The 18,949-nt window shown below is 48.3% G+C and carries 18 protein-coding genes and 1 other annotated feature (1 of these 19 only partly in view); of the genes, 7 read left to right on the top strand and 11 right to left on the bottom strand.

Going from position 1 to position 18,949, the window contains the following annotated elements; translation table 11 throughout:
* Positions 1-16, top strand: a binding site (T-box leader); it begins 176 nt to the left of the window's first position.
* 43 nt (positions 17-59) lie between these two features.
* From proS to ACKA06_RS00825, 4 genes are all read left to right on the top strand, one after another.
* Positions 60-1,490, top strand: coding sequence for a proline--tRNA ligase (proS, locus tag ACKA06_RS00840; protein ID WP_411158843.1), 1,431 nt, complete (start codon positions 60-62; stop codon positions 1,488-1,490).
* Between the two features lie 651 nt (positions 1,491-2,141).
* Positions 2,142-2,324: a hypothetical protein gene (locus ACKA06_RS00835; RefSeq protein WP_032085650.1), complete on the top strand. Its 183-nt coding sequence runs from the start codon at positions 2,142-2,144 to the stop codon at positions 2,322-2,324.
* A gap of 129 nt (positions 2,325-2,453) precedes the next feature.
* Positions 2,454-2,945 (top strand): hypothetical protein, encoded by a 492-nt coding sequence (locus ACKA06_RS00830; protein ID WP_197670088.1) that lies wholly within the window; start codon positions 2,454-2,456, stop codon positions 2,943-2,945.
* Positions 2,946-3,018: 73 nt separating this feature from the next.
* On the top strand, positions 3,019-3,582 hold the full coding sequence (locus tag ACKA06_RS00825; protein WP_032085652.1) for a GNAT family N-acetyltransferase: 564 nt from the start codon (positions 3,019-3,021) through the stop codon (positions 3,580-3,582).
* Positions 3,583-3,610: 28 nt separating this feature from the next.
* Here the strand turns inward: ACKA06_RS00825 and ACKA06_RS00820 are convergent, their stop codons facing one another.
* The 8 genes from ACKA06_RS00820 to ACKA06_RS00785 form a co-directional block, all read right to left on the bottom strand.
* Positions 3,611-4,090, bottom strand: coding sequence for a DinB family protein (locus ACKA06_RS00820; RefSeq protein WP_411158842.1), 480 nt, complete (start codon positions 4,088-4,090; stop codon positions 3,611-3,613).
* A gap of 111 nt (positions 4,091-4,201) precedes the next feature.
* Positions 4,202-5,794: an FMN-binding glutamate synthase family protein gene (locus tag ACKA06_RS00815; protein WP_411158841.1), complete on the bottom strand. Its 1,593-nt coding sequence runs from the start codon at positions 5,792-5,794 to the stop codon at positions 4,202-4,204.
* An 11-nt stretch (positions 5,795-5,805) separates the two neighbouring features.
* On the bottom strand, positions 5,806-6,072 hold the full coding sequence (locus tag ACKA06_RS00810; protein WP_411158840.1) for a hypothetical protein: 267 nt from the start codon (positions 6,070-6,072) through the stop codon (positions 5,806-5,808).
* Positions 6,073-6,076: 4 nt separating this feature from the next.
* Entirely contained in the window at positions 6,077-6,661 is a 585-nt protein-coding gene (locus ACKA06_RS00805) for a cytochrome c oxidase subunit 3 (protein ID WP_411158839.1), read from the bottom strand.
* Positions 6,658-8,604, bottom strand: a complete 1,947-nt coding sequence (locus ACKA06_RS00800) for a cytochrome c oxidase subunit I (protein WP_411158838.1) — start codon at positions 8,602-8,604, stop codon at positions 6,658-6,660. Before ACKA06_RS00800 ends, ACKA06_RS00805 begins: the two co-directional genes overlap by 4 nt.
* Before the next feature lie 27 nt (positions 8,605-8,631).
* The gene (gene coxB / locus ACKA06_RS00795) at positions 8,632-9,633 is read right to left on the bottom strand and encodes a cytochrome c oxidase subunit II (protein WP_411158837.1); all 1,002 of its coding nucleotides are present in this window, start codon (positions 9,631-9,633) and stop codon (positions 8,632-8,634) included.
* A gap of 11 nt (positions 9,634-9,644) precedes the next feature.
* Positions 9,645-11,366, bottom strand: a complete 1,722-nt coding sequence (locus tag ACKA06_RS00790; RefSeq protein ID WP_411158836.1) for a pyruvate oxidase — start codon at positions 11,364-11,366, stop codon at positions 9,645-9,647.
* A 413-nt stretch (positions 11,367-11,779) separates the two neighbouring features.
* On the bottom strand, positions 11,780-13,459 hold the full coding sequence (locus tag ACKA06_RS00785; protein WP_411158835.1) for a hypothetical protein: 1,680 nt from the start codon (positions 13,457-13,459) through the stop codon (positions 11,780-11,782).
* A 288-nt stretch (positions 13,460-13,747) separates the two neighbouring features.
* On the opposite strand from ACKA06_RS00785, the gene ACKA06_RS00780 reads away from it, so the two are divergent.
* The gene (locus ACKA06_RS00780) at positions 13,748-14,221 is read left to right on the top strand and encodes a hypothetical protein (RefSeq protein WP_411158834.1); all 474 of its coding nucleotides are present in this window, start codon (positions 13,748-13,750) and stop codon (positions 14,219-14,221) included.
* Between the two features lie 313 nt (positions 14,222-14,534).
* Here ACKA06_RS00780 and ACKA06_RS00775 read toward each other — a convergent pair whose 3' ends face one another.
* Entirely contained in the window at positions 14,535-15,335 is an 801-nt protein-coding gene (locus tag ACKA06_RS00775; RefSeq protein ID WP_411158833.1) for an endonuclease/exonuclease/phosphatase family protein, read from the bottom strand.
* A gap of 2 nt (positions 15,336-15,337) precedes the next feature.
* Complete coding sequence (locus ACKA06_RS00770; protein WP_197670098.1) at positions 15,338-16,972, bottom strand: PTS transporter subunit IIBC; 1,635 nt, start codon at positions 16,970-16,972, stop codon at positions 15,338-15,340.
* Between the two features lie 341 nt (positions 16,973-17,313).
* Here ACKA06_RS00770 and ACKA06_RS00765 point away from each other — a divergent pair, with 341 nt between their 5' ends.
* Entirely contained in the window at positions 17,314-17,811 is a 498-nt protein-coding gene (locus ACKA06_RS00765; RefSeq protein WP_411158832.1) for a hypothetical protein, read from the top strand.
* Positions 17,798-18,490, top strand: a complete 693-nt coding sequence (locus ACKA06_RS00760; protein WP_411158831.1) for a DUF421 domain-containing protein — start codon at positions 17,798-17,800, stop codon at positions 18,488-18,490. Before ACKA06_RS00765 ends, ACKA06_RS00760 begins: the two co-directional genes overlap by 14 nt.
* 144 nt (positions 18,491-18,634) lie before the next feature.
* Here ACKA06_RS00760 and ACKA06_RS00755 read toward each other — a convergent pair whose 3' ends face one another.
* A complete protein-coding gene (locus ACKA06_RS00755) occupies positions 18,635-18,931 on the bottom strand; it encodes a putative quinol monooxygenase (RefSeq protein WP_197670099.1) in 297 nt (98 codons plus the stop codon).
* Positions 18,932-18,949: the final 18 nt, after the last annotated feature.

Genomic DNA, 18,949 nt, shown 5'->3' with positions numbered 1-18,949 from the left:
AGTAATGGTCCCTGATGATGAGCGGGGCTTTTTTATTTTATAAAAAAGAGGTGCTTAGTATGGCAAAAGAATTTGTAAAAGATGTCACGGCGATGGACGAGGATTTCGCCCAGTGGTATACAGATGTCGTGAAGAAGGCGGAGCTGGTCGACTACTCGAGCGTCCGAGGATCGATGATCATCCGTCCTTACGGCTATGCGATCTGGGAAAATATCAAGAGTGCGCTCGATGCGAAAATCAAGGAGACAGGGCATGAGAATGTGTATATGCCGCTGTTCATTCCGGAGAGCCTCCTGCAGCGGGAGAAGGATCATATCGAAGGATTTGCGCCGGAAGTGGCTTGGGTGACGCACGGCGGTGAAGAGGAATTGGCTGAGCGATTATGTGTACGCCCGACTTCCGAGGTACTGTTCGGCGAGCATTATAAAAACATCATCCACTCCTACCGCGACCTGCCGAAGCTTTATAATCAATGGGCAAATGTCGTGCGCTGGGAAAAAACGACGCGGCCGTTCCTGCGGACGCTGGAGTTCCTGTGGCAGGAAGGTCATACATGCCATGAGACGGATGAGGACGCCCACGCAGAAACGGTAAGGATGCTCGACGTGTATGCGGAGCTTTGCGAAGAGCTGCTGGCAATCCCGGTGGTGAAGGGTCAGAAGACGGAAAAAGAAAAGTTTGCCGGTGCGAAGTATACGTATACGATTGAGAGCCTGATGCACGATGGAAAAGCACTGCAATCCGGGACGTCCCACCACCTGGGTGACGGATTTGCGAAAGCGTTCGGTATTCAATTCACCGACCGCGAAGGAAAGCTGCAGCATGTGCAACAGACATCATGGGGATTGACGACGCGCATCATCGGAGCGATGATCATGGTGCACGGCGACGACCGGGGACTTGTCGTACCGCCGCGAATGGCACCGACTCAGCTGATGATCGTGCCGATCGCTCAGCATAAAGAGGGCGTGCTTGATTTTGCCTATGATTTAAAAGAGAAGCTGTCAGCCGTGGCGCGTGTCGGGATCGATGCGAGCGATAAAAAACCGGGCTGGAAGTTCAATGAATATGAGATGAAGGGGATTCCATTGCGCCTCGAAGTCGGGCCGCGTGATATCGAGAATGGCCAGGTGATCCTGGCCCGCCGTGATAGCGGTGAGAAAGTGACGGTCTCAGTGGGTGAGCTTCAAACGAAAGTGCCTGAACTTCTCGAAGAAATCCAGAAGAACCTTTTTGAAAAAGCAAAGGAGCATCGCGAAGAAATGACGACCATTGCTGCAGGGTTTGAAGAGTTCAAAAAGGTTGTCTCGGAAAAAGGCGGCTTCGTAAAAGCAATGTGGTGCGGCGAGCTTGCCTGTGAAGAGAAAATCAAGGAAGAAACCGGCGCGACTTCACGCTGCATGCCGTTCGATCAGGAGAAAGTCGGAGACATCTGCGTCTGCTGCGGGAAACCGGCTGAGAAGATGGTGTATTGGGCGAAGGCTTATTAGGAATTGAGGTATGCGATGTGTGTACCAGGTACGGGGGTGTGGGTTTGTACCAGGTACAATGCAGTGTTGGTGTACCTGGTTCAGATGGATGATTTTTACCAGGCACCATGCTGCGGTAATGTATCGGGGACTGGTCGTTGATTTTGTACCTGGTACAATATAGAGGAAATGTACCAGGTACAAGAAATACTATTTGTACCTGGTACATTTTTTTGCAGATGTCTGTGCCTGGCACAATCAAGGAGGTTTGTGCCAGGCACAGCTGCCCGGGTTTGTTCCAGGCACAAACCGCCAATTTGAACCAGGAACAAAAACCCAAATCTGAGCCAGGCTCAACACCCCGACTTTGAGCCTGGCTCAAAACGACGGAATCGAGCCTGGCTCAATCATCCCGAATCGAGCCAGGCACCCCGCAACCCAGCCTCTACACCCTGCACCAGGCACCAACTGGGCCGACGTACCTGTCCTCCCCCGGCCCGCAATCCCCAACCGGGCCGACCCATCCCAATCCACAAGCCCCCTTCCATTACCCAGGCCCAGCCCGCATCTCATCCCAAGCCATGTCGGATATAATTCTTCCGACCCTTCTTTTCAAACCCTCGTCTATTTGGTGGCCCTTCTTAATATAGATAGGTAAGGAGGGGATTAGAAGTGTTCATGGAACTTATTGTGATTCTTATTATTTCATTCGTGGTGATCAGTCTGTGGATGATTAATGTCAGGCTCGGCCGCATTGCCAATTATTTTGATAATGGTGACGACCATTCCCTTTCGGATGAGGAAATAGAGAAGGAGCTTGAGGAAGAGTGGGAAAAGTGGAATCAGCAAAAATGATGGAAGCGAAGCGTTTCTCTTGAGGGGGCGCTTCTTTTTTGTGGAAAAAATTAGAGGATGCGGAATAAGCACAATCTGGGAAGCTGTATCGTAGGCTGATAGGAGAGGATAGCTGTGAGGTGAAACTCAGTGAATAAGATGGTGAGATGGATCATCGGTTGTGCCGCGTTTCTCTTGGCGTGCCTGGTGCTCTATTTAAAATTGAATCCTCCGCTTGCGAGTAATGGCTATGGGTGGAGCAGCGCCCAGCCTGGACTTGTGACGGTGGAGCTGCAGAACGAAAGCTTTCACGGGGTCAAGTTGAAAAAGGTATTTGTCAACGAAGGCGACCGTCCTTGCAAGGTGGACTTGGGGGTGAGCCGTTCCAGTGCGCTGATAGGCATTTTTGCATTAAAGGAAGAAATCGATGGAATCAGTTTTCACCCTATAGATGAGTACGAAATTGAACCAAAGCTGAACCGTGAAGAGGTCATCGAGCTGGAAGAACTGGATAACAGAAGTACGATTCGTCATTACGGCCTGGCGGTCGATCATTGCAAGAAAGTCGACTCCGTGACGGTGAAATATACGTATTTCGGTTTTCCTTATAAAAAAGAAATCAAGATTGAAAGAATGGAGTAAGGGCGCACCTCATAAACTGGTATAATAAGAGAAAAAGAATTTTCCGGGTCCGCCCTGAAAGTGAGGTGCCTCCGTGGATAAAAGGAGTTTAAGCGTTGAGACGGCCAGATTGGTTGTCAGGCCGTTCATGAAGAGTGATTATCATAACTGGCTTCATGAAAATATGAACAAGCTGCCTTCGCAGCATAAATATGATATCGGCTTGCAGGATATGAGCGAGTGTACGGAATTCTGGTTCCACAATATGATCGATCAGCAGAATATCATGATGAATAGCGATGAGGTGTATATATTCGGTATCTTTCTAAAGCAGACGGGTGCTTATATCGGGAGCGTTGATTTCTCTACGCTCATGAGGCTTAATTTTCATTGGGGCCGGGTCGGCTATACGCTGAATAATACGCACTGGCGGCAGGGATATGGGAAAGAAGCCGTCCGCGGGGCGCTGAAGATCGCTTTTGAAAAAATCAATTACCACCGGGTGGAAGCACATATCAATCTTGATAATACCCCTTCGATCAAGCTTGCTGAAGGAATCGGCATGAAGTATGAGTGCACGCGGAAAGGCTTTATAAATGAAAATGGAAAGTGGACGGATAATCACGTGTTCTATATGAATGCGGAGGATTATTACTAAACTCCTTTAAAAAAGAAACGCTCGGATTTCAAATCCCAGCGTTTCTTTTTTCAATGGCCCGGTCCACTTCCCGTTTATGGTGAAGGTCATGTTCAGCCAGCCCCTCGAGATACTTGATCAGGGTTATTTCTTTACTGCCGGGTTTGAGTGTCTGTTCCCAGGATTCAGCAGGTATCTCTTTTAAGCTTTCAATCAATTTTTCTCTTGTAAGGATAAATTGCCGGATGACTGCTGTTTGATTGCTTGTACGTGCCTTGGCAGCAGATTGTTCATTTAACATCTGCGGATCTGGGGCGGTCGGCAGCGGGTCTCCCGTTCCAAGAAAGGGGAGGCGCTTATTCATGACAAAATCATCCCAAGGCCCAAGATGGCCGACTATTTCGGCGATGCTCCACTTGCCTTCTTCAATTGGACGAAGCCATTCTTCCTTGGGAAGAGATTCCAGCGATCGTGCCCATCTGATGAATTCTTGATGATGAAAAAGAATGTTTTCTCTGGGATCTTCCACACCCATCACTTCTTTCAAATAGTATGTATTCAATATTTTACCATAGTTGTAGATTGTCAATGGTATATAAAAGCCCGTCCCTGATCTTACCTTGGAGGGACGGGCAGGATTTTATGCCTTTTGCAAAACATGAGCCGCATCCGGTTCCATCGGATACAGCCGGCCGTCTTTGTCGCGGAACACGATATGCCCGCGATTGAGTTTTACAGGTGTATCGACGCCTGCTGCCGCTGCAAGGTTGTACAGTCCTTCGCGAAGGGACAGCATATAGTTGCAGACACGGAAAGCTTTTTCCTCGACGATCAGGGCCTTTTGAAGTTTGTCGTCGGTTGTTGCGACGCCGACCGGGCAGTTGTTGGTGTGGCATACCTGTGCCTGGATGCAGCCGACGGAGAACATCAGGCCCCTTGCGATGTTGACAAAATCGGCACCGAGGGCGAGAGCGAAGGCGATTCTATCAGGAGTCAAAAGTTTTCCGGATGCGAATATCTTCAACTTGTCGCGGACGCCGAATTTAAGGAGCGTATCATGGACATAAGGCAGGGCCGATTTGATCGGCACACCCGTTGAAGCAGCCAATTCCTGATAGGAAGCCCCGGTTCCGCCTTCGCCGCCGTCCACCGTGATGAAATCCGGGTGTTTTCCCGAAGCAGCCATATAGGAAGCGAGTTTTTCGAAATCATCCGTGTTCCCTATAACGATTTTGATTCCGACCGGCTTTCCGCCGATTTCGCGCATTTTCTCGATGAAATCGAGCATTTCTTCATTGGTCCCGAATTCCTTGAAGCGGTTGGGACTGTCGATCGATTTATGTGGTTCCACGTTTCGGATGTTGGCGATCTCCGGTGTTACCTTGGCCCCGTCGACGTGACCGCCGCGGGTTTTGGCTCCCTGTGCGAGCTTCAGTTCGAATGCCTTCACTTCATCCAGATCGCTCTTTTTCTTGAATTCTTCCCATGAGAACTCTCCGTCCTTGGTACGGACACCGAACAGGCCCGGTCCGATTTGGCAGATGATATCGACACCGCCTTTTAAGTGATGCTTCGATAATCCTCCTTCACCGGTGTTCATCCATGTCCCTTTGGCGAGGGCGAGACCGGTCGACAGGGCGGTGATGGCTTTTTCCCCGAGCGATCCGTAGCTCATCGCCGACTGCCCGACGAGGCTCCTGACTTTGAAGGGGTTCCTGCATGTTTCCTTCCCGATGACAGGGGAATCTTCTTCACGGAGCAGGAAGGGGGAGACCTCTTTTTCCTCGCGGTGTTCCTTCCTCCTGAATAGATTGTCCTTATCGATTTTATATAACATCGAGTTGATTTTCTGACTATTGTCGACACGCAGTTCATCACGCTGGACCGGGAATAATGCATTCCGGATATAATAGCCTTCCTTTTCAAAATCGCGTTCAGAACCGAATCCGAGCATGCGGGATTTGTACTTACCCGAAAGCACGGTCTGCTGGTATTCATTCCGGGAAAATGGTTTCCCTTCATTGTCATTCGAGAAGAGATACTGCCGCATTTCCGGTCCGATTTTCTCTAAAATATACCTCATCTTTCCGAGGATCGGAAAATTACGAAGGACGGCATGTTCTTCTTGTTTTTCATCTTTGAACATAAGATACAGGATCATCACGGCTGGAACCAGGATGATCAGTCCGATAAGTGTTAATAAAATGCCTAATACAATTGAAATTCCATCCATTTGTTTTCCTCCTATTCCAATAAAACCAGATATAAAACCGCAAGGCCGCCGATGAGGAGGCCGCTTGATAACGAAAGCCATTTCCATTTGTTCAGTGGCGGCTTCGCCTTCATCAGCGATGTCAACTGAACCGCGATGGAGACGGCGGCCAGAGCAAGGATCGACAACAGGGCAGCTGCCGGAGATATCTGCTTCCTGCCGTATTCGATCAGCAGATATCCCGCGACGACCGTGCCGATGACAATCACATATAGGATGATCAGCTTCGATTTTTTCATGGTGCTACCCCACCTTCCCGTATAAATAGACGAGTGTGAAAATCAGGACCCATACAAGATCGACAAAGTGCCAGTAAAGGGAGAATACGGCGAGCTTTGACTGCATTTGTTTAGCCGGGCCCTTCATCTTCAGGTGGAGGAGCAGGAGGGCCATCCAGATGCATCCTGCGGCAACATGCGCCCCGTGGGTCCCGACAAGGAGATAAAAAGCGGATAAGAAAGAGCTGTTCTGCATTTCGTAGCCTTTTTCGTAGTAATGGAGAAATTCTCTTCCTTCCATGAATAAAAATAATCCGGCCAAGACCAGTGTCAGCGCAAGAAGTGCGGCCGTCTTACCTGCTTGTTTCCCTTCGGCCGCATGACTTGCGATGTAAATCGTGAAGCTGCTCGAAAGCAGGAGGACGGTCGAAACCATCACTCCTTTCAGTTCCAGCATCTCTTTCGGGGAGGGGCCCCCGTCGGTATGGGAACGCAGTGTCAGATAGACGCCGAATAAAGAAGCGAAGATGACGACCTCTGCAGCGATGAAAAACCACATGGCCATTTTCTTGTCTTCTTTCTGCTCGAGAAGAAAGGACTCTGTGTTCATGATTTCCCCTCCTTTTCTTCAATTTCTGAACGGGTGTGTGCCTGCCAGCTGCTATCCTTGAAAGACCTCAGGATCAGCATGGCTGCAACCCCGATCACACCCGCCCATTGGATGGCGGGCTGATAAAAGATGAAGCCGAATGAGGAGGCGAAAAGGATGCCAGACAGAAACACAGGCTGGGCAGTGTTCTTGGATAAATAAATCGGTCCGTCCTCTCTGATGGTCCGCAGGGTCCCATCTCCTTTCTGCTTTTCATACCATAACTGATCGATTGTCGTGACGACCGGGCGATCGATAAAGTTGCCTTCCGGGGGCGGGGACGGGAGCGCCCATTCAAGCGTACGTCCGTCCCATGGGTCCCCCGTGGTGTCTTTTTCGCCGTGCCGAATGCTCCAGTAGATATTGAACAGGAAGATCATGACGGCAGCGGCCATGATGAAGGCGCCGACCGTGCTTATCAGATTCAGGCTCCCGAGGCCGTCCCTTTCAAAATAGGTGAAGACCCTGCGCGGCATCCCGTTCAGCCCCATGAGATGCATCGGGAAAAAGGTGACATGGAAGCCGATGGTGAACAGCCAGAAATGCCATTTTCCAAGCACCTCGTTTAAAAGGAAGCCGAACATCTTTGGCCACCAGTAGTAGACGCCGGCAAAAATCCCCAAGATGGTGCCCCCTACAATCACATAGTGAAAATGACCGACGACAAAATAACTGTCATGGTACTGATAATCCGCCGGGGCAGCTGAAAGCATGACACCGGTGGCCCCGCCAATCAAGAATGTAGGAATGAAGGCAAGGGAGAAAAGCATGGCCGTCTTGAACCGGATGACGCCACCGCGGAGGGTGAACAGCCAGTTGAAAATCTTGATACCGGTCGGGACGGCGATCGACATCGTCGCCAGTGCGAAAATTGCATTTGAAATGGGCCCGAGACCGACTGTGAACATATGGTGGATCCACACCATGAAGCCGAGGAATCCGATCAGGACCAGCGCGAAGACCATTGCGCCATACGCAAATAAATTTCTTCTTGAAAAAGTCGTGATGACATCCGAAAAGATCCCGAAAGCAGGGAGAATCAATATGTAGACCTCGGGATGGCCGAATATCCAGAATAAATGCTGCCAGATCAACGGATTCCCGTCCGTACCGCTAAGGAATGCCGTGCCGTAGACGCGGTCCATCATCAGGAGCAGCAAAGCAACGGTCAATGCCGGGAAGGCAAATAAAATCAATATCGATGTAACGAATGAGGACCATGTGAAAAGCGGCATCCTCATGAATGTCATCCCTTTTGCACGTTTCCGGATGATGGTGACAAGAAAATTGATGGCCGAGAGCATGGTGCCGACCCCCGCGATCTGGATGCCGAGCGTATAATAGTCAAGACCGGGGCCGGGACTAAATGCATCGAGACTGAGAGGGGAGTACGCCGTCCAGCCGGTTGACGGTGAACCGCCAAGCACAAAGCTCACATTCACCAGCGCCCCGCCCGTCAGGAACAGCCAAAAGCTGAGCAGATTCATATAAGGGAAGGCGAGGTCCTTTGCGCCGATCTGGAGCGGGACGGCCACATTCATTAATCCGATCAAGAGCGGCATCGCCACGAAAAAGATCATGGTCGTCCCGTGCGTCGTCATCATCTGATTGTATTTTTCACCTTGAAAGACCCAGAACTGATTCTCGGGGAGGGCCAGCTGCAGCCGGATGATCAGCGCATCGAGCCCGGCCCTCAGGAAAAATGCACCGCCGGCGGCAAGATACATGATCCCGACCTTCGTGTGGTGGGTGGAGGTCATCCAGTCCCATGCGTATGTCCACTTCTTATACCGGGTCAGGAAAAATACGGCCAGTATTCCCATCAGCAGAATCGAAAGGTCCGCTGCGATGATATCCGACGGGAATACAAACTCCCTGCCGAAAATCGTATATTTGATGTCCATTGGAGTACCCCCTTTTCACCCTGTGGGTTATTTTAAGTTGGATAGGTAGTTTGCGAGTGCATTCAGTTCCTCATCCGTCAGATCATTGAATCCGGGCATTTTTGCCCCGGGCTTGAAGGATTTCGGATCTTTTATCCACTTTTTCATATTCGCCTCGCTGTTAGGAATGACACTCGCGATATAGTCCTTCCTGCCGATGCCGGCAAGGTTCGGACCGTCGCGTTTCTCCGTGTATCCGTCGGCGTGGCAGCTTAGGCAGTTGGATGTGAACAGTTTCTTTCCTTTTTCATATGAATCGGATGCAGCCGCCTCAGGTGCCCGATCCTCCTGTTTGTCACTTATCCATTCATCATATTTTTCCTTGCTGACGGCATGGACTTTGAATCTCATCAAGGAGTGGGAGGCTCCGCAGAGTTCCGCGCATTTCCCTTCATATACCCCGGTTTCAGACGCGTGAAGGGTCAGCCGGTTAGGGTTTGTGCCCCCGGGATTTAAATCCTTTTTTCCACCGAGCTGCGGAACCCAGAAGGAATGGATGACATCATCTGATTTCAGCTTGAATACGACTGGCGTGTCTACCGGTATCCATACCTCATTCGACAGGGTGATCCCCTCATCGCTGTAGTGGAATTCCCACCAGTACTGATGTCCTGTCACGGTGATTTCCATCTTGCCGTCTTCTTTTTCCTGGGAATCTGAAAGTGAAAAAGTTCCCTGGACGGTGGGGACTGCCAGGATCAAGAGAAGGATGATGGGAATCACGGTCCAGGCGATTTCATATTTTCTGTTCCCTTTCACATAGTCAGGGGTTATGTCCCTGCGCTCAGGGGTCTCCCTGTATTTCCATGTGAAAACAACAAACATCGAAAAGACAATGATGAAGACAAGAATCATGATTCCAGTGGAAAGCTGGAACAAGTTTTCCTGCAGTTTGGCTACAGGCCCTTTCGGATCAAGGACCTGAAGCGAACTGCATCCTGAGAGCGGCATTATGGTGATAAAAAGTACCAGGAATAACAGACGTTTCATGTGCATCCTCCTTAAAACAGCCGCTTTAATGCTTTGCGAAGCGGAGGCATTTCTGCTTCATGCTGCTTGAAGAATTTTTTCATCACATGCTTTGAATAACCGGCGGCCTGATCCATTGTGATCTTTCCGGGGAGCGGCGGCTGATCTTCTATGTGAACATCAATAATGACCGGTTTATTCGATTTAGCTGCCATATCGAAAGCGGGTTCGAGGTCTTCATGTTTCACGACCCTGTAGCCTTCACCACCGCAAGATTTGGCAAATTGGGCAAAGTCGATATCCTGAAGGTCGGTTTCATATTCAAGGTGACCAATCGATTCCTGTTCATATTTGATCATCCCGATCTTCCTGTTGTTGAGGATGACGACGATGATTGGAAGCTTGTATTTGACGGCGGTCACAAAATCCTGCATCACCATGGTGAAACCGCCGTCCCCGCATACGGCGATCGACTGCCGGTCAGGGTTGGCCAGGGCGCTGGCGATAGCTCCCGGCAGTCCGCAGCCCATTGTCGCCATCCAGCTGGAAATGATGAATTTCTGGTTGGTCATACGGAAATGCCGGGCCGTCCAGACCGTTACGTTCCCGACGTCAACGGAAAGGGAGGCATCGTGGTCGGTAATCTTCTGGATCATCGGGATGACCTGCGGCGGTTTGATCGGGGTGGTCGCTTCAACTTCATCCTTTTCAACATGCTTCCACCAGTTCTTCATATTGATCTGGCATTCTTTTAAAAAGCCACGGTCTTCCCTGCGGGGGAGGGACTTATTCCATTCTTGGAGAACAAGCTTGGAATCACCTGCAATCCCTGCCGTTACAGGATAGCGTTTGCCTATCTGGGCGGGATCTGCATCGATCTGGACAGCCTTTGCATCATCCGGCAGGAACTCCCGGTAAGGAAAGGACGTGCCGATCATGATGAGCAGGTCGGTTTCCTCCATGGCCTCATAGGCAGGTTTCGTCCCGATCTGTCCGAGCTGGCCGAGATTAAGCGGATGTTCATCAGGGAGGGTCCCCTTTGCCGGAAGGGTGAAAATGATGGGTGCGGCGAGCCTGTCTGCGAACTCTTCCAGTTCATTCACTGCTCCCTTAGCTCCCGTCCCCGCGAGGATGACCGGACGTTTGGCTTCCTGCAGAAGCTGAAGTCCATTCTGTAAATCATCAAGCATCGGTGCCGGCTTTGCCACCGAAGAAACGCTTGAAGTATTGCGGACACTGTCCTTGATTTTTTGTGCAGGCATATCATCCGGGATGACGAGCACGGAAACTCCTTTTCTCGCATAGGCCGTCCGTATTGCCTGATTCAACAGATCCGGGAATGAGTCCGCTGAAGAAACGCGGGCATTGAATACAGATACATCCTGGAACAAACGCTCAAGGTGGACCTCCTGGAACGAGTCCTCCCCAAGCTTGCTGGTCTCCACCTGGCCGGCCAGGACAAGCACCGGTGCCCCGTCGGCCTTGGCATCATACAGCCCGTTGAGAAGATGGATCGCACCTGGACCGCCGATCGACAGGCATACGCCGATTCTGCCCGTCACCTTTGCATATGAAGAAGCAGCGAGTGCAGCGACCTCCTCGTGCCGGACCTGAATGAACTCAAGCTGTTCCTTTTCGCTTCTCAAGTTGTCGACAAAGTGATTGATCGAATCACCGGGCAATCCGAATATATGACGAATATCCCATTCTTCCAGGACCTCTGCAGCTATTTTCCCCGCTAAACGTTCACTCATATCAATCATCCTCCAAAAAAGTGGTTTTTGTAACTCGTTACCACTTATACAGAAAGAGTAAACGGAAGAGGGGAAAAGATTTTTATCATGTGAGGGTAGATGGAGAGGCGGAGAAGTTTCTAGAAGGTGTTTTGTACTAGTGTGATTGGGTATATATGTTAAATTTATAAGCACTAAAAGGTACCTCAGATGAGAGGGATATGAGAGGAAGATGAGATATGAATGAATCAGCCGCAGCCGTCCTTCTTTATCCTCAATTCAGTGAATATGAATGGGGTGCTGCATAGTCGGATCTTATAATATGTGCATTGGAACCAATCTTTAGGTCTTAATGAAATTAGAAAATTCATAGAAGCTATCCAATAAATAAAAGACGAAACCTAACTTACAGGTTTCGTCCTCATCTTTATTTTTTATTCCAATCCCTCAATCTTCAATTCTTTCACCGGCAGGAAGCTTTCGCCTGTATCCATGAAGGTGACGCTCACTTTGTCCTTTTCCTTCAGGTAAATCGCCAGCGGGCTGAGCTCGGAAGAAACGAGGTAGTTCTTGCCGTTATCCAACAGGAAGGAGACAGCCGTGTAGTCACCGACCTTTTCTTTGTATACGCGTACGACGGTTCCGGCTGCTTGCTTTTCTTCAGCCTTGGAGCTGCCGTCCACTGTGCCGCCGCCTTTTTGCAGGGCGGTTTTGTATTTCTTGATGGCCTGGTTCGGCGTATCTGCATAGGCGGAAATCTCCGGATTCGCTGCTGATACGATGAAGTAGTTTTGCAGGAAGCCATTCGCGTCAAGAACCGGTGTCAGCCAGCTTGCTTCACCGAAGAAGTTATATAGAACCGGCATTTCACCGTCCCATTTTTTCTCGATGAATTTCTTCTGGATGATCTGCAGGGCACCCTGTGAATCCATATAAGACTCTTCGAGGTTACCTGTATAGAATGTTGCCTCGCCTGTACGTGAGTTGGTCAGGGAGTACCCGAGCATCGAATCGACGCCTTCCTTCGGTGACGTGAAATCAGTGAAGTAGTACATTTCGCCGTCTTCGGTGAAAATAGGGCTGACATTCGCTTCGGTTCCTTCATCAGACGGCAGCTTTACTTCCGATTTACCGAAAACGCTGTTCCAGAAGCCCTGGACGTAGTTACCGAAGTAGCTGTTCTGCAGGCTGACCGTTTCCGGCGACACCGCCCCGTCTATAAAGTCAGGGGTTTCACTCAGTTTATAGGATTTCGTCGCGCCGTTCTGAGGATCCACGACGACAATTCCTTCCGCCTCAAATCCATTACGGGCAGAGATGAAGTCACCATATGTGCGGATATAGAACGGTTTGCCCTCATCGTCGATTTCTAGCTGCGGATCACCGTTGAAAATATATTTTGGATACTGCATCCGGATATGACGCTCAATATTCTTATTGAAGAAAGAAGATGGAGTATAGGTCATTTCTTCCTTCATGAATTTCGGATTTGCTGATGAATCAGTCGCACTCAGCGTGAAGTAACCAGGAGTTTCGTCTCCTTTGATCCATTTGAAGAATCCGGAGAATTCGACCGGTGCGATGTAGACATACTCACCGTCGACCTTTTGGATTTGCAGGCTCCCGAGTTCATAATAGCTTGTATTCGGTACTTGCCCAAATGCTTTTTTCATTTTGTTGCGTGCAAATTGCGGAGGTACGCTCGCTGGTGTTTCGTTTTCATCAAATGCTTGGATTTCCGTTTTCACATCCATTTTGGCCGATTGATACTTCTCATCGGCATTGAACACGAATGCAGTCAGGAAGTAGGCACCGACACCAAGGCCGATGAGGAAAATCGCTCCTTTGATCATGCGCTCCTTACCGGCTGCAAAAGCGGCTCCGGCACCTGCCGCAATAATGAACAGGATCCACATCGACGTAAAGTTGCGGTCGAGGTTCGTCATGTAATAGAAGATAAAGGCACCGATGACCGTAATGATCATGGTGGCAGCAATCATCCCGACCACGGAAGGATTCGCTTTGCCTTCCTTCTTTTTTGTGAAAGTGACCGGGACCAGGAGCAGCGCCATGATCAATCCGACAATCACTGAAAATAATAATATATTACCCAATGTATGTTCCCCTTTCAAAGGTCTATTTCTGTGTATGGTTTATATACGGATGAGGGGTGGGTGAGGTTTCAACATTTTGCTGGGAACGGGGGTTGGTAACGAATTTTTACCTGACAAGCAAAACGTCCAGACATGAAAACCAGCTTGTAGGGATATTCGACCGCAAATCGAGAGGGAATAGATGATCATTCTGTAAGAAATGGTTGAAGTCACTGCTAATATGTCCCAATCAACGAAATTGTACAGTTCATATAATGAAGTATTCTGAGAAAAAGGGGGAGAGGATAAATGGGTCTTAATGAATGTACTTGTAAGTATAGATTAGGCATTGAAGCAACCGACGCAACGGCGCAGGTAGTCGTTGATGGAGGAGATCCGCAAATGTTCACGGAAACAATCAATTTTTCTGCCGTACAATGCTTTACCGCCGGACCAAACTGCAACCCTGCAGTAAATAACTTTACTATTGACTTCGGAGGGCCTCCAGGGACCACAATCAATTTTACCATGGGCAGACGCGGGATGATTTCGTGTGAAGATAATACGATTGCCTTCATGGTGGACGGTACTGCACAACAAAATGGAAACGTGATGCCAACTGGTGAGTATATTGTGAATTTTTCTTATACAATTCTGCCTGATGATACCGCTGATGTTACGATTGAAGCATCAAATGATGGCAGTTCGTTTTCTACAACATTCAATGCAGAAATTACTCCGCAAACCTTTATAGGGGCTTGTGATGAGACTGTTGGTGGATAGGCAGTTTTAAACAATAAAAAAACAAAATGCCGGATGCTCCCACTGAGGAGTCCGGCTTTTTGTTTTGCTTTGTTGGCTTCCCCATCGAGAAGAGGTTGCTTACCTCCATTTTTCATGATTTTTACCGGGAAGAGAAGGGGTCTTATAAAAAAAATGTACTCGGATATGAGAACTTTTACTTGTAAATTGGGTGAAATCTTAATTGGAAGCAGTTTATGATCCATTCTGCAAAAATATAATTCATTCTCTAAATTTGTGATCCATTTTCAAATTTAGAGAAGAAGCCCGGAACATGGGGGCTCCGGGCTTCTTCTCACAAAGTATTAAAATTAATATTCACTTCAACCCCATAATGATCCGACACCACAGGTTTATTTTTACCGTTGAAAATAACGCTGGATGAGGGTACATCTACTTTTTCACTTGTCAGAATCACATCGATTCGCAAGTCGACTTTATTTTCATCCCAGCCAGCGATTTTTCCTTCGACGGTTATGCCGTCATCGCGAATGGCAGCGAGGTCGTACGTATCTATAAGACCCTTTGATAGAAGGTAATCATAGCCTTCATCCAGGACATGGGCGTTGTTATTGAAGTCGCCCATTAAAAAGTAAGGTGATTCTGTGGTGACTTGTTCGACTAATGAATCTACTTGATACTTGAAAGGTTCCTCTTCGTCCTGCCACCAGCCGAGATGGCAGGAGTAGAAGGAAAGGGGGCGGCCGTGATAGGAAATCGTCGCCCCGACGATCTTGCGGGTCTTCCAGTAGGACTGGTCGTGACTTTTGGATATGAAGAAGCGGTGTTCTTCGACGATATCATGCTTTGTCAAAATCGCGACGCCTTCTTCGTAGACATCATAGCCGATATGAGCGAAATCCCAGACGATCTGGTAATCGGCGACGCCCAGCTTATTAAGTTCATCAAGCAATACAAGGGCGAAATTGTCTTTTTTTACAAGGCCCGATACTGCCTCGCTTTCGGTCAGCTGGCTGACTTCCTGGAGGGCGATGACATCGTAGGATTTCTCTGCGATAGCATGAGCCAGGATCGATATCTTTTCAAGCTGGTTGTCTTCCTGCCACGAGTGGCAGTTCAATGTCAGCAGTTTCATCATTACGCTCCAAGAAGATCCTGGATATCGGATTTGATGACGTCTGCTTTAGGACCATAGATGGCTTGTACGCCTTTATCCTTCAGGATCAGTCCTAGTGCACCATTCTGTTTCCATTCCGCTTCGGTGCCGACAAGGTTTGTGTCTTTGACGGTGACACGAAGGCGGGTCATGCATGCATCCACGTCCACGATGTTTTCCTGACCGCCGAGTAAAGCGACGATCTGCGGGGCGATGGAGTCTTTTTTCACAGCAGAACTTCCGCCTGCTGCTTCATCTTCAATATAGTTACCGTTGCGTCCTGGTGTCGGGAAGTTGAACTTCTTGATCAGGAAGTTGGCAACCCCGAAGTTCAGGAAGAAGAAGACAAGACAAGCAATGACGAAGTTGACAAGGTCCATCCAGAGTCCGGCTTTGACGATCATCGGAACACGTGTCAACAGCTCGATCGATCCGAATGAGTGGACGCGGATGTTGATGATATCGACAATCGCGAACGCAAGACCTGTCATGATGGCGTACACAACGTATAGAAGAGGTGCTGCGAACATGAACATGAATTCAATCGGCTCGGTCACACCTGTCAAGAAGACAGCAAGACCAGCTGAGAAGAACATGGATTTGTATTTTTTCTTTTTATCCTGGTCGACGTTTCTGTACATCGCGAATGCGATACCGATGAGGGCAGCTGATGATAAGATCATCTGACCCACTTTGAAACGTGCAGGTGTTACGTCATTCAATAATAGCTTGTAGCTTTCTGTATCCCCGGCTTTAAGGAAATTGTTCAAATCGGCGATCCAGGCAAGCCACAATGGATCTTGTCCGGCTACCGTTGAACCTGCATTCGATCCGGTGAGAATCTTATAAGTTCCGCCAAGCTCGGTGTAGTTGATTGGAACCGTCAGCATATGGTGAAGTCCGAATGGCAGCAGCAGACGTTCCATGGCACCGAAAATGAATGGTGCGATGATCGGTGCACTGTTGCGTGAAGTCGCAATCCATTGACCGAAATCGTTCAGGGCTCCCTGGATGAACGGCCAGAGGATGGATAGTGCAATCGCTGTAATGACCGATCCGCCGATCACCACGAATGGCACGAAACGCTTACCGTTAAAGAACGAAAGAGCGTCCGGCAGTTTATCAAAGTTGTAATATTTGTTGAAAAGATTCGCTCCCAGGAAACCTGAGATGATCCCGACGAACACACCCATGTTCAAGGCAGGTGCACCAAGAACTGATGTAAAATAGTCAGATACAATCAATGTCTGTCCGAATAGGGAAGAAACGGTTGCTTCCGGGTCGGCAAGCATGTCACCGTTCACTCCGAAAATCGCCCCGGTGATGCGGTTGATCAGGATGAAAGCGATGAGTGCCGCGAACGCCCCGCCGGCACGCTCCTTGGCCCAAGATCCCCCGATGGCGACGGCGAAGAGGATATGTAAATTGGTGATGATCCCCCAACCGATGTCTTCCATTACTCTTGCAACCGTTTGCACTAACGTGATATCTCCACCCGTCATACCGATCAATTTACCGATCGAAATCATGATTCCTGCAGCCGGCATAACAGCCACGACAACAAGCAATGCCTTACCGAATTTCTGCCAGAAATCAAATGACATTAAATTCTTCATAATCCCTGTTTCCTCCTTTAATACCAATATCTATTGTGTATTCGTTTTCAAAAATAATTGTGTGCGTTTTCATTTCTAAATATAAAAAATGAAAGCCGGATTGCAATTGAGTGTAGGGTACTCTGAACACATACAATGAAATGCAACCGTTTGCACTAAAATACGATAAATCTTATTATAAGAAAACTCTTTCCATAAATCAATAGGAAAATATTATTTTGAAAAAATATCGATTCACCGCGCTGCAGTTCGTATGCAGACTGAAGAAGATTTGTAAAAAAAGTATGATTGTAAAATTTTGTATAATACTAAAAGAAATATAGCTCGTAAAGGATATTATAATGATAGGACTCATACTAGCAATCATCATTTTCAATTCGGCAGCTTACTTTTTCAGCGGCCGGTTGACGAGAAACCAAAAACTTCATATATGGACGTTTACTATTGCCTTTCAACTGGCACATGACTTGCTCATCGAATATAAGCATATGGCTTATTCATACTTCGATAAAGGGATCAGTTGGCAGGGGATGTTGGGTCATACTATCTTACTGCCGCCTGTGAACATCCTGTTTCTCAACTTTTTTCCCTTCGGAAAAGGGTTTTTGAAGCAGTTCTCCTACGTGGCAGTATGGACAGCAGGACTGCTGATCTATGAGTTGGTGGCAAGACTGCCTGAACCATGGGGATATTTTCAATACGGCTGGTGGAAATGGGAGTATTCTGCCATTGAAGATCCAATACTTTTATTGTTATTGGTATTGTTCTATAAGTTCATTATCTGGATTGAGAAAGGAACCATGAAAGTGGAAGGTGAACGTGAACATGCAGGATGTTGATTTCCTGGAGATGATCTCCCGGTCAACCGCAAGTTTCCTGGTATTGTTGCTCCTCGCGCGGCTGCTGGGGAGAAAGCAGCTGAGCCAGCTGACTTTTTTTAATTATATCACCGGTATTTCAATCGGTTCGATCGCAGCGGATATAGCAGGGGAATCGGGGACACCTTTTCTGAACGGGCTGACCAGTTTGATCTGGTGGAGCTTCTTGAGCTTCCTGGTTGGATACATCAGTCTTAAGTCTTCCAAAGTGAGAGTAGTTCTTGATGGTGAGCCTTTAATCGTCATTAAGAAGGGGAAAATCCTTGAAGACACGTTAAAAAAGCTGCATCTCAATATGGATGATTTAAGCATGATGCTGCGGGAGAAGGGGTTGTTTTCAATGAAGGCTGTTGAAACGGCCGTCTTTGAACCGGATGGCAAGCTGTCTGTTACCTTAAAGCCAGCTTATCAATCCGTGACGAGGGAGGATCAAAATATAGTGAAAACCCCACCGACGTACATACCATCTGAATTAATCGTGGATGGCAAGGTTGTTGAACAGAACTTGAAGGAAGTGGGAGTGACGAAAGATTGGATTGATATGCAGCTGGACAAATTGCAATTGAATCGAAGCGATGTTTTTTATATGGAGATGCAGGAAGATGGAAGTCTTTTTATCGATCGCAGGATGATGGTTTGAGGGAGTAGCGGACATAGCCAGAGGATTGGGAATGACTAAAGTGAATGCGGACAGTGTAGAGAATGTCCGGAGGGATTACCGCCCTTTCTGTATTAAAAAAGTCGTCCAGTAAATAATGATGGACGACTTTTTTAAGGAGTGCGATTATCTTTCAACTTTCTCGCCTGCGTAAACTTGGACATCTATAGGAGCGGTCATATACTCCGGCGCTCTTCCTGCAAAAGAAGTAAAGTGGCTGCTTGTATTGTGAGCTTCTACGGCAGCCTGATCTTTCCAGATTTCCACCATTGTATAGATGTGGTCAGCGTCAGTAGCTTTCATTAAATCGTATGAGACATTGCCGTCTTCGTTACGTGAAGCAGCGACCAGGGCCTGCATCTCTTCAAGGAAAGCAGCTTCTTTTTCAGGATTGATTTGAAAATGTGCGTGGATGATGATCATATGGATTCCTCATTTCTT

The sequence above is a fragment of the Rossellomorea oryzaecorticis genome (genome assembly GCF_045897515.1).
GTDB lineage: Bacteria > Bacillota > Bacilli > Bacillales > Bacillaceae_B > Rossellomorea > Rossellomorea enclensis.
The sequence above is the reverse complement of the archived record's forward strand: the minus strand, read 5'-3'. Positions and strand labels throughout refer to the sequence as shown.

Bases quoted from the DNA above. Each gene is read 5' to 3' on its own strand.
- proS (WP_411158843.1), top strand. From the start codon at position 60: ATGGCAAAAGAATTTGTAAAAGATGTCACGGCGATGGACGAGGATTTC.
- ACKA06_RS00815 (WP_411158841.1), bottom strand. From the start codon at position 5,794: ATGGATGGAATTTCAATTGTATTAGGCATTTTATTAACACTTATCGGA.
- ACKA06_RS00810 (WP_411158840.1), bottom strand. From the start codon at position 6,072: ATGAAAAAATCGAAGCTGATCATCCTATATGTGATTGTCATCGGCACG.
- ACKA06_RS00805 (WP_411158839.1), bottom strand. From the start codon at position 6,661: ATGAACACAGAGTCCTTTCTTCTCGAGCAGAAAGAAGACAAGAAAATG.
- ACKA06_RS00800 (WP_411158838.1), bottom strand. From the start codon at position 8,604: ATGGACATCAAATATACGATTTTCGGCAGGGAGTTTGTATTCCCGTCG.
- coxB (WP_411158837.1), bottom strand. From the start codon at position 9,633: ATGAAACGTCTGTTATTCCTGGTACTTTTTATCACCATAATGCCGCTC.
- ACKA06_RS00790 (WP_411158836.1), bottom strand. From the start codon at position 11,366: ATGAGTGAACGTTTAGCGGGGAAAATAGCTGCAGAGGTCCTGGAAGAA.
- ACKA06_RS00780 (WP_411158834.1), top strand. From the start codon at position 13,748: ATGGGTCTTAATGAATGTACTTGTAAGTATAGATTAGGCATTGAAGCA.
- ACKA06_RS00775 (WP_411158833.1), bottom strand. From the start codon at position 15,335: ATGAAACTGCTGACATTGAACTGCCACTCGTGGCAGGAAGACAACCAG.
- ACKA06_RS00770 (WP_197670098.1), bottom strand. From the start codon at position 16,972: ATGAAGAATTTAATGTCATTTGATTTCTGGCAGAAATTCGGTAAGGCA.
- ACKA06_RS00765 (WP_411158832.1), top strand. From the start codon at position 17,314: ATGATAGGACTCATACTAGCAATCATCATTTTCAATTCGGCAGCTTAC.
- ACKA06_RS00760 (WP_411158831.1), top strand. From the start codon at position 17,798: ATGCAGGATGTTGATTTCCTGGAGATGATCTCCCGGTCAACCGCAAGT.
- ACKA06_RS00755 (WP_197670099.1), bottom strand. From the start codon at position 18,931: ATGATCATCATCCACGCACATTTTCAAATCAATCCTGAAAAAGAAGCT.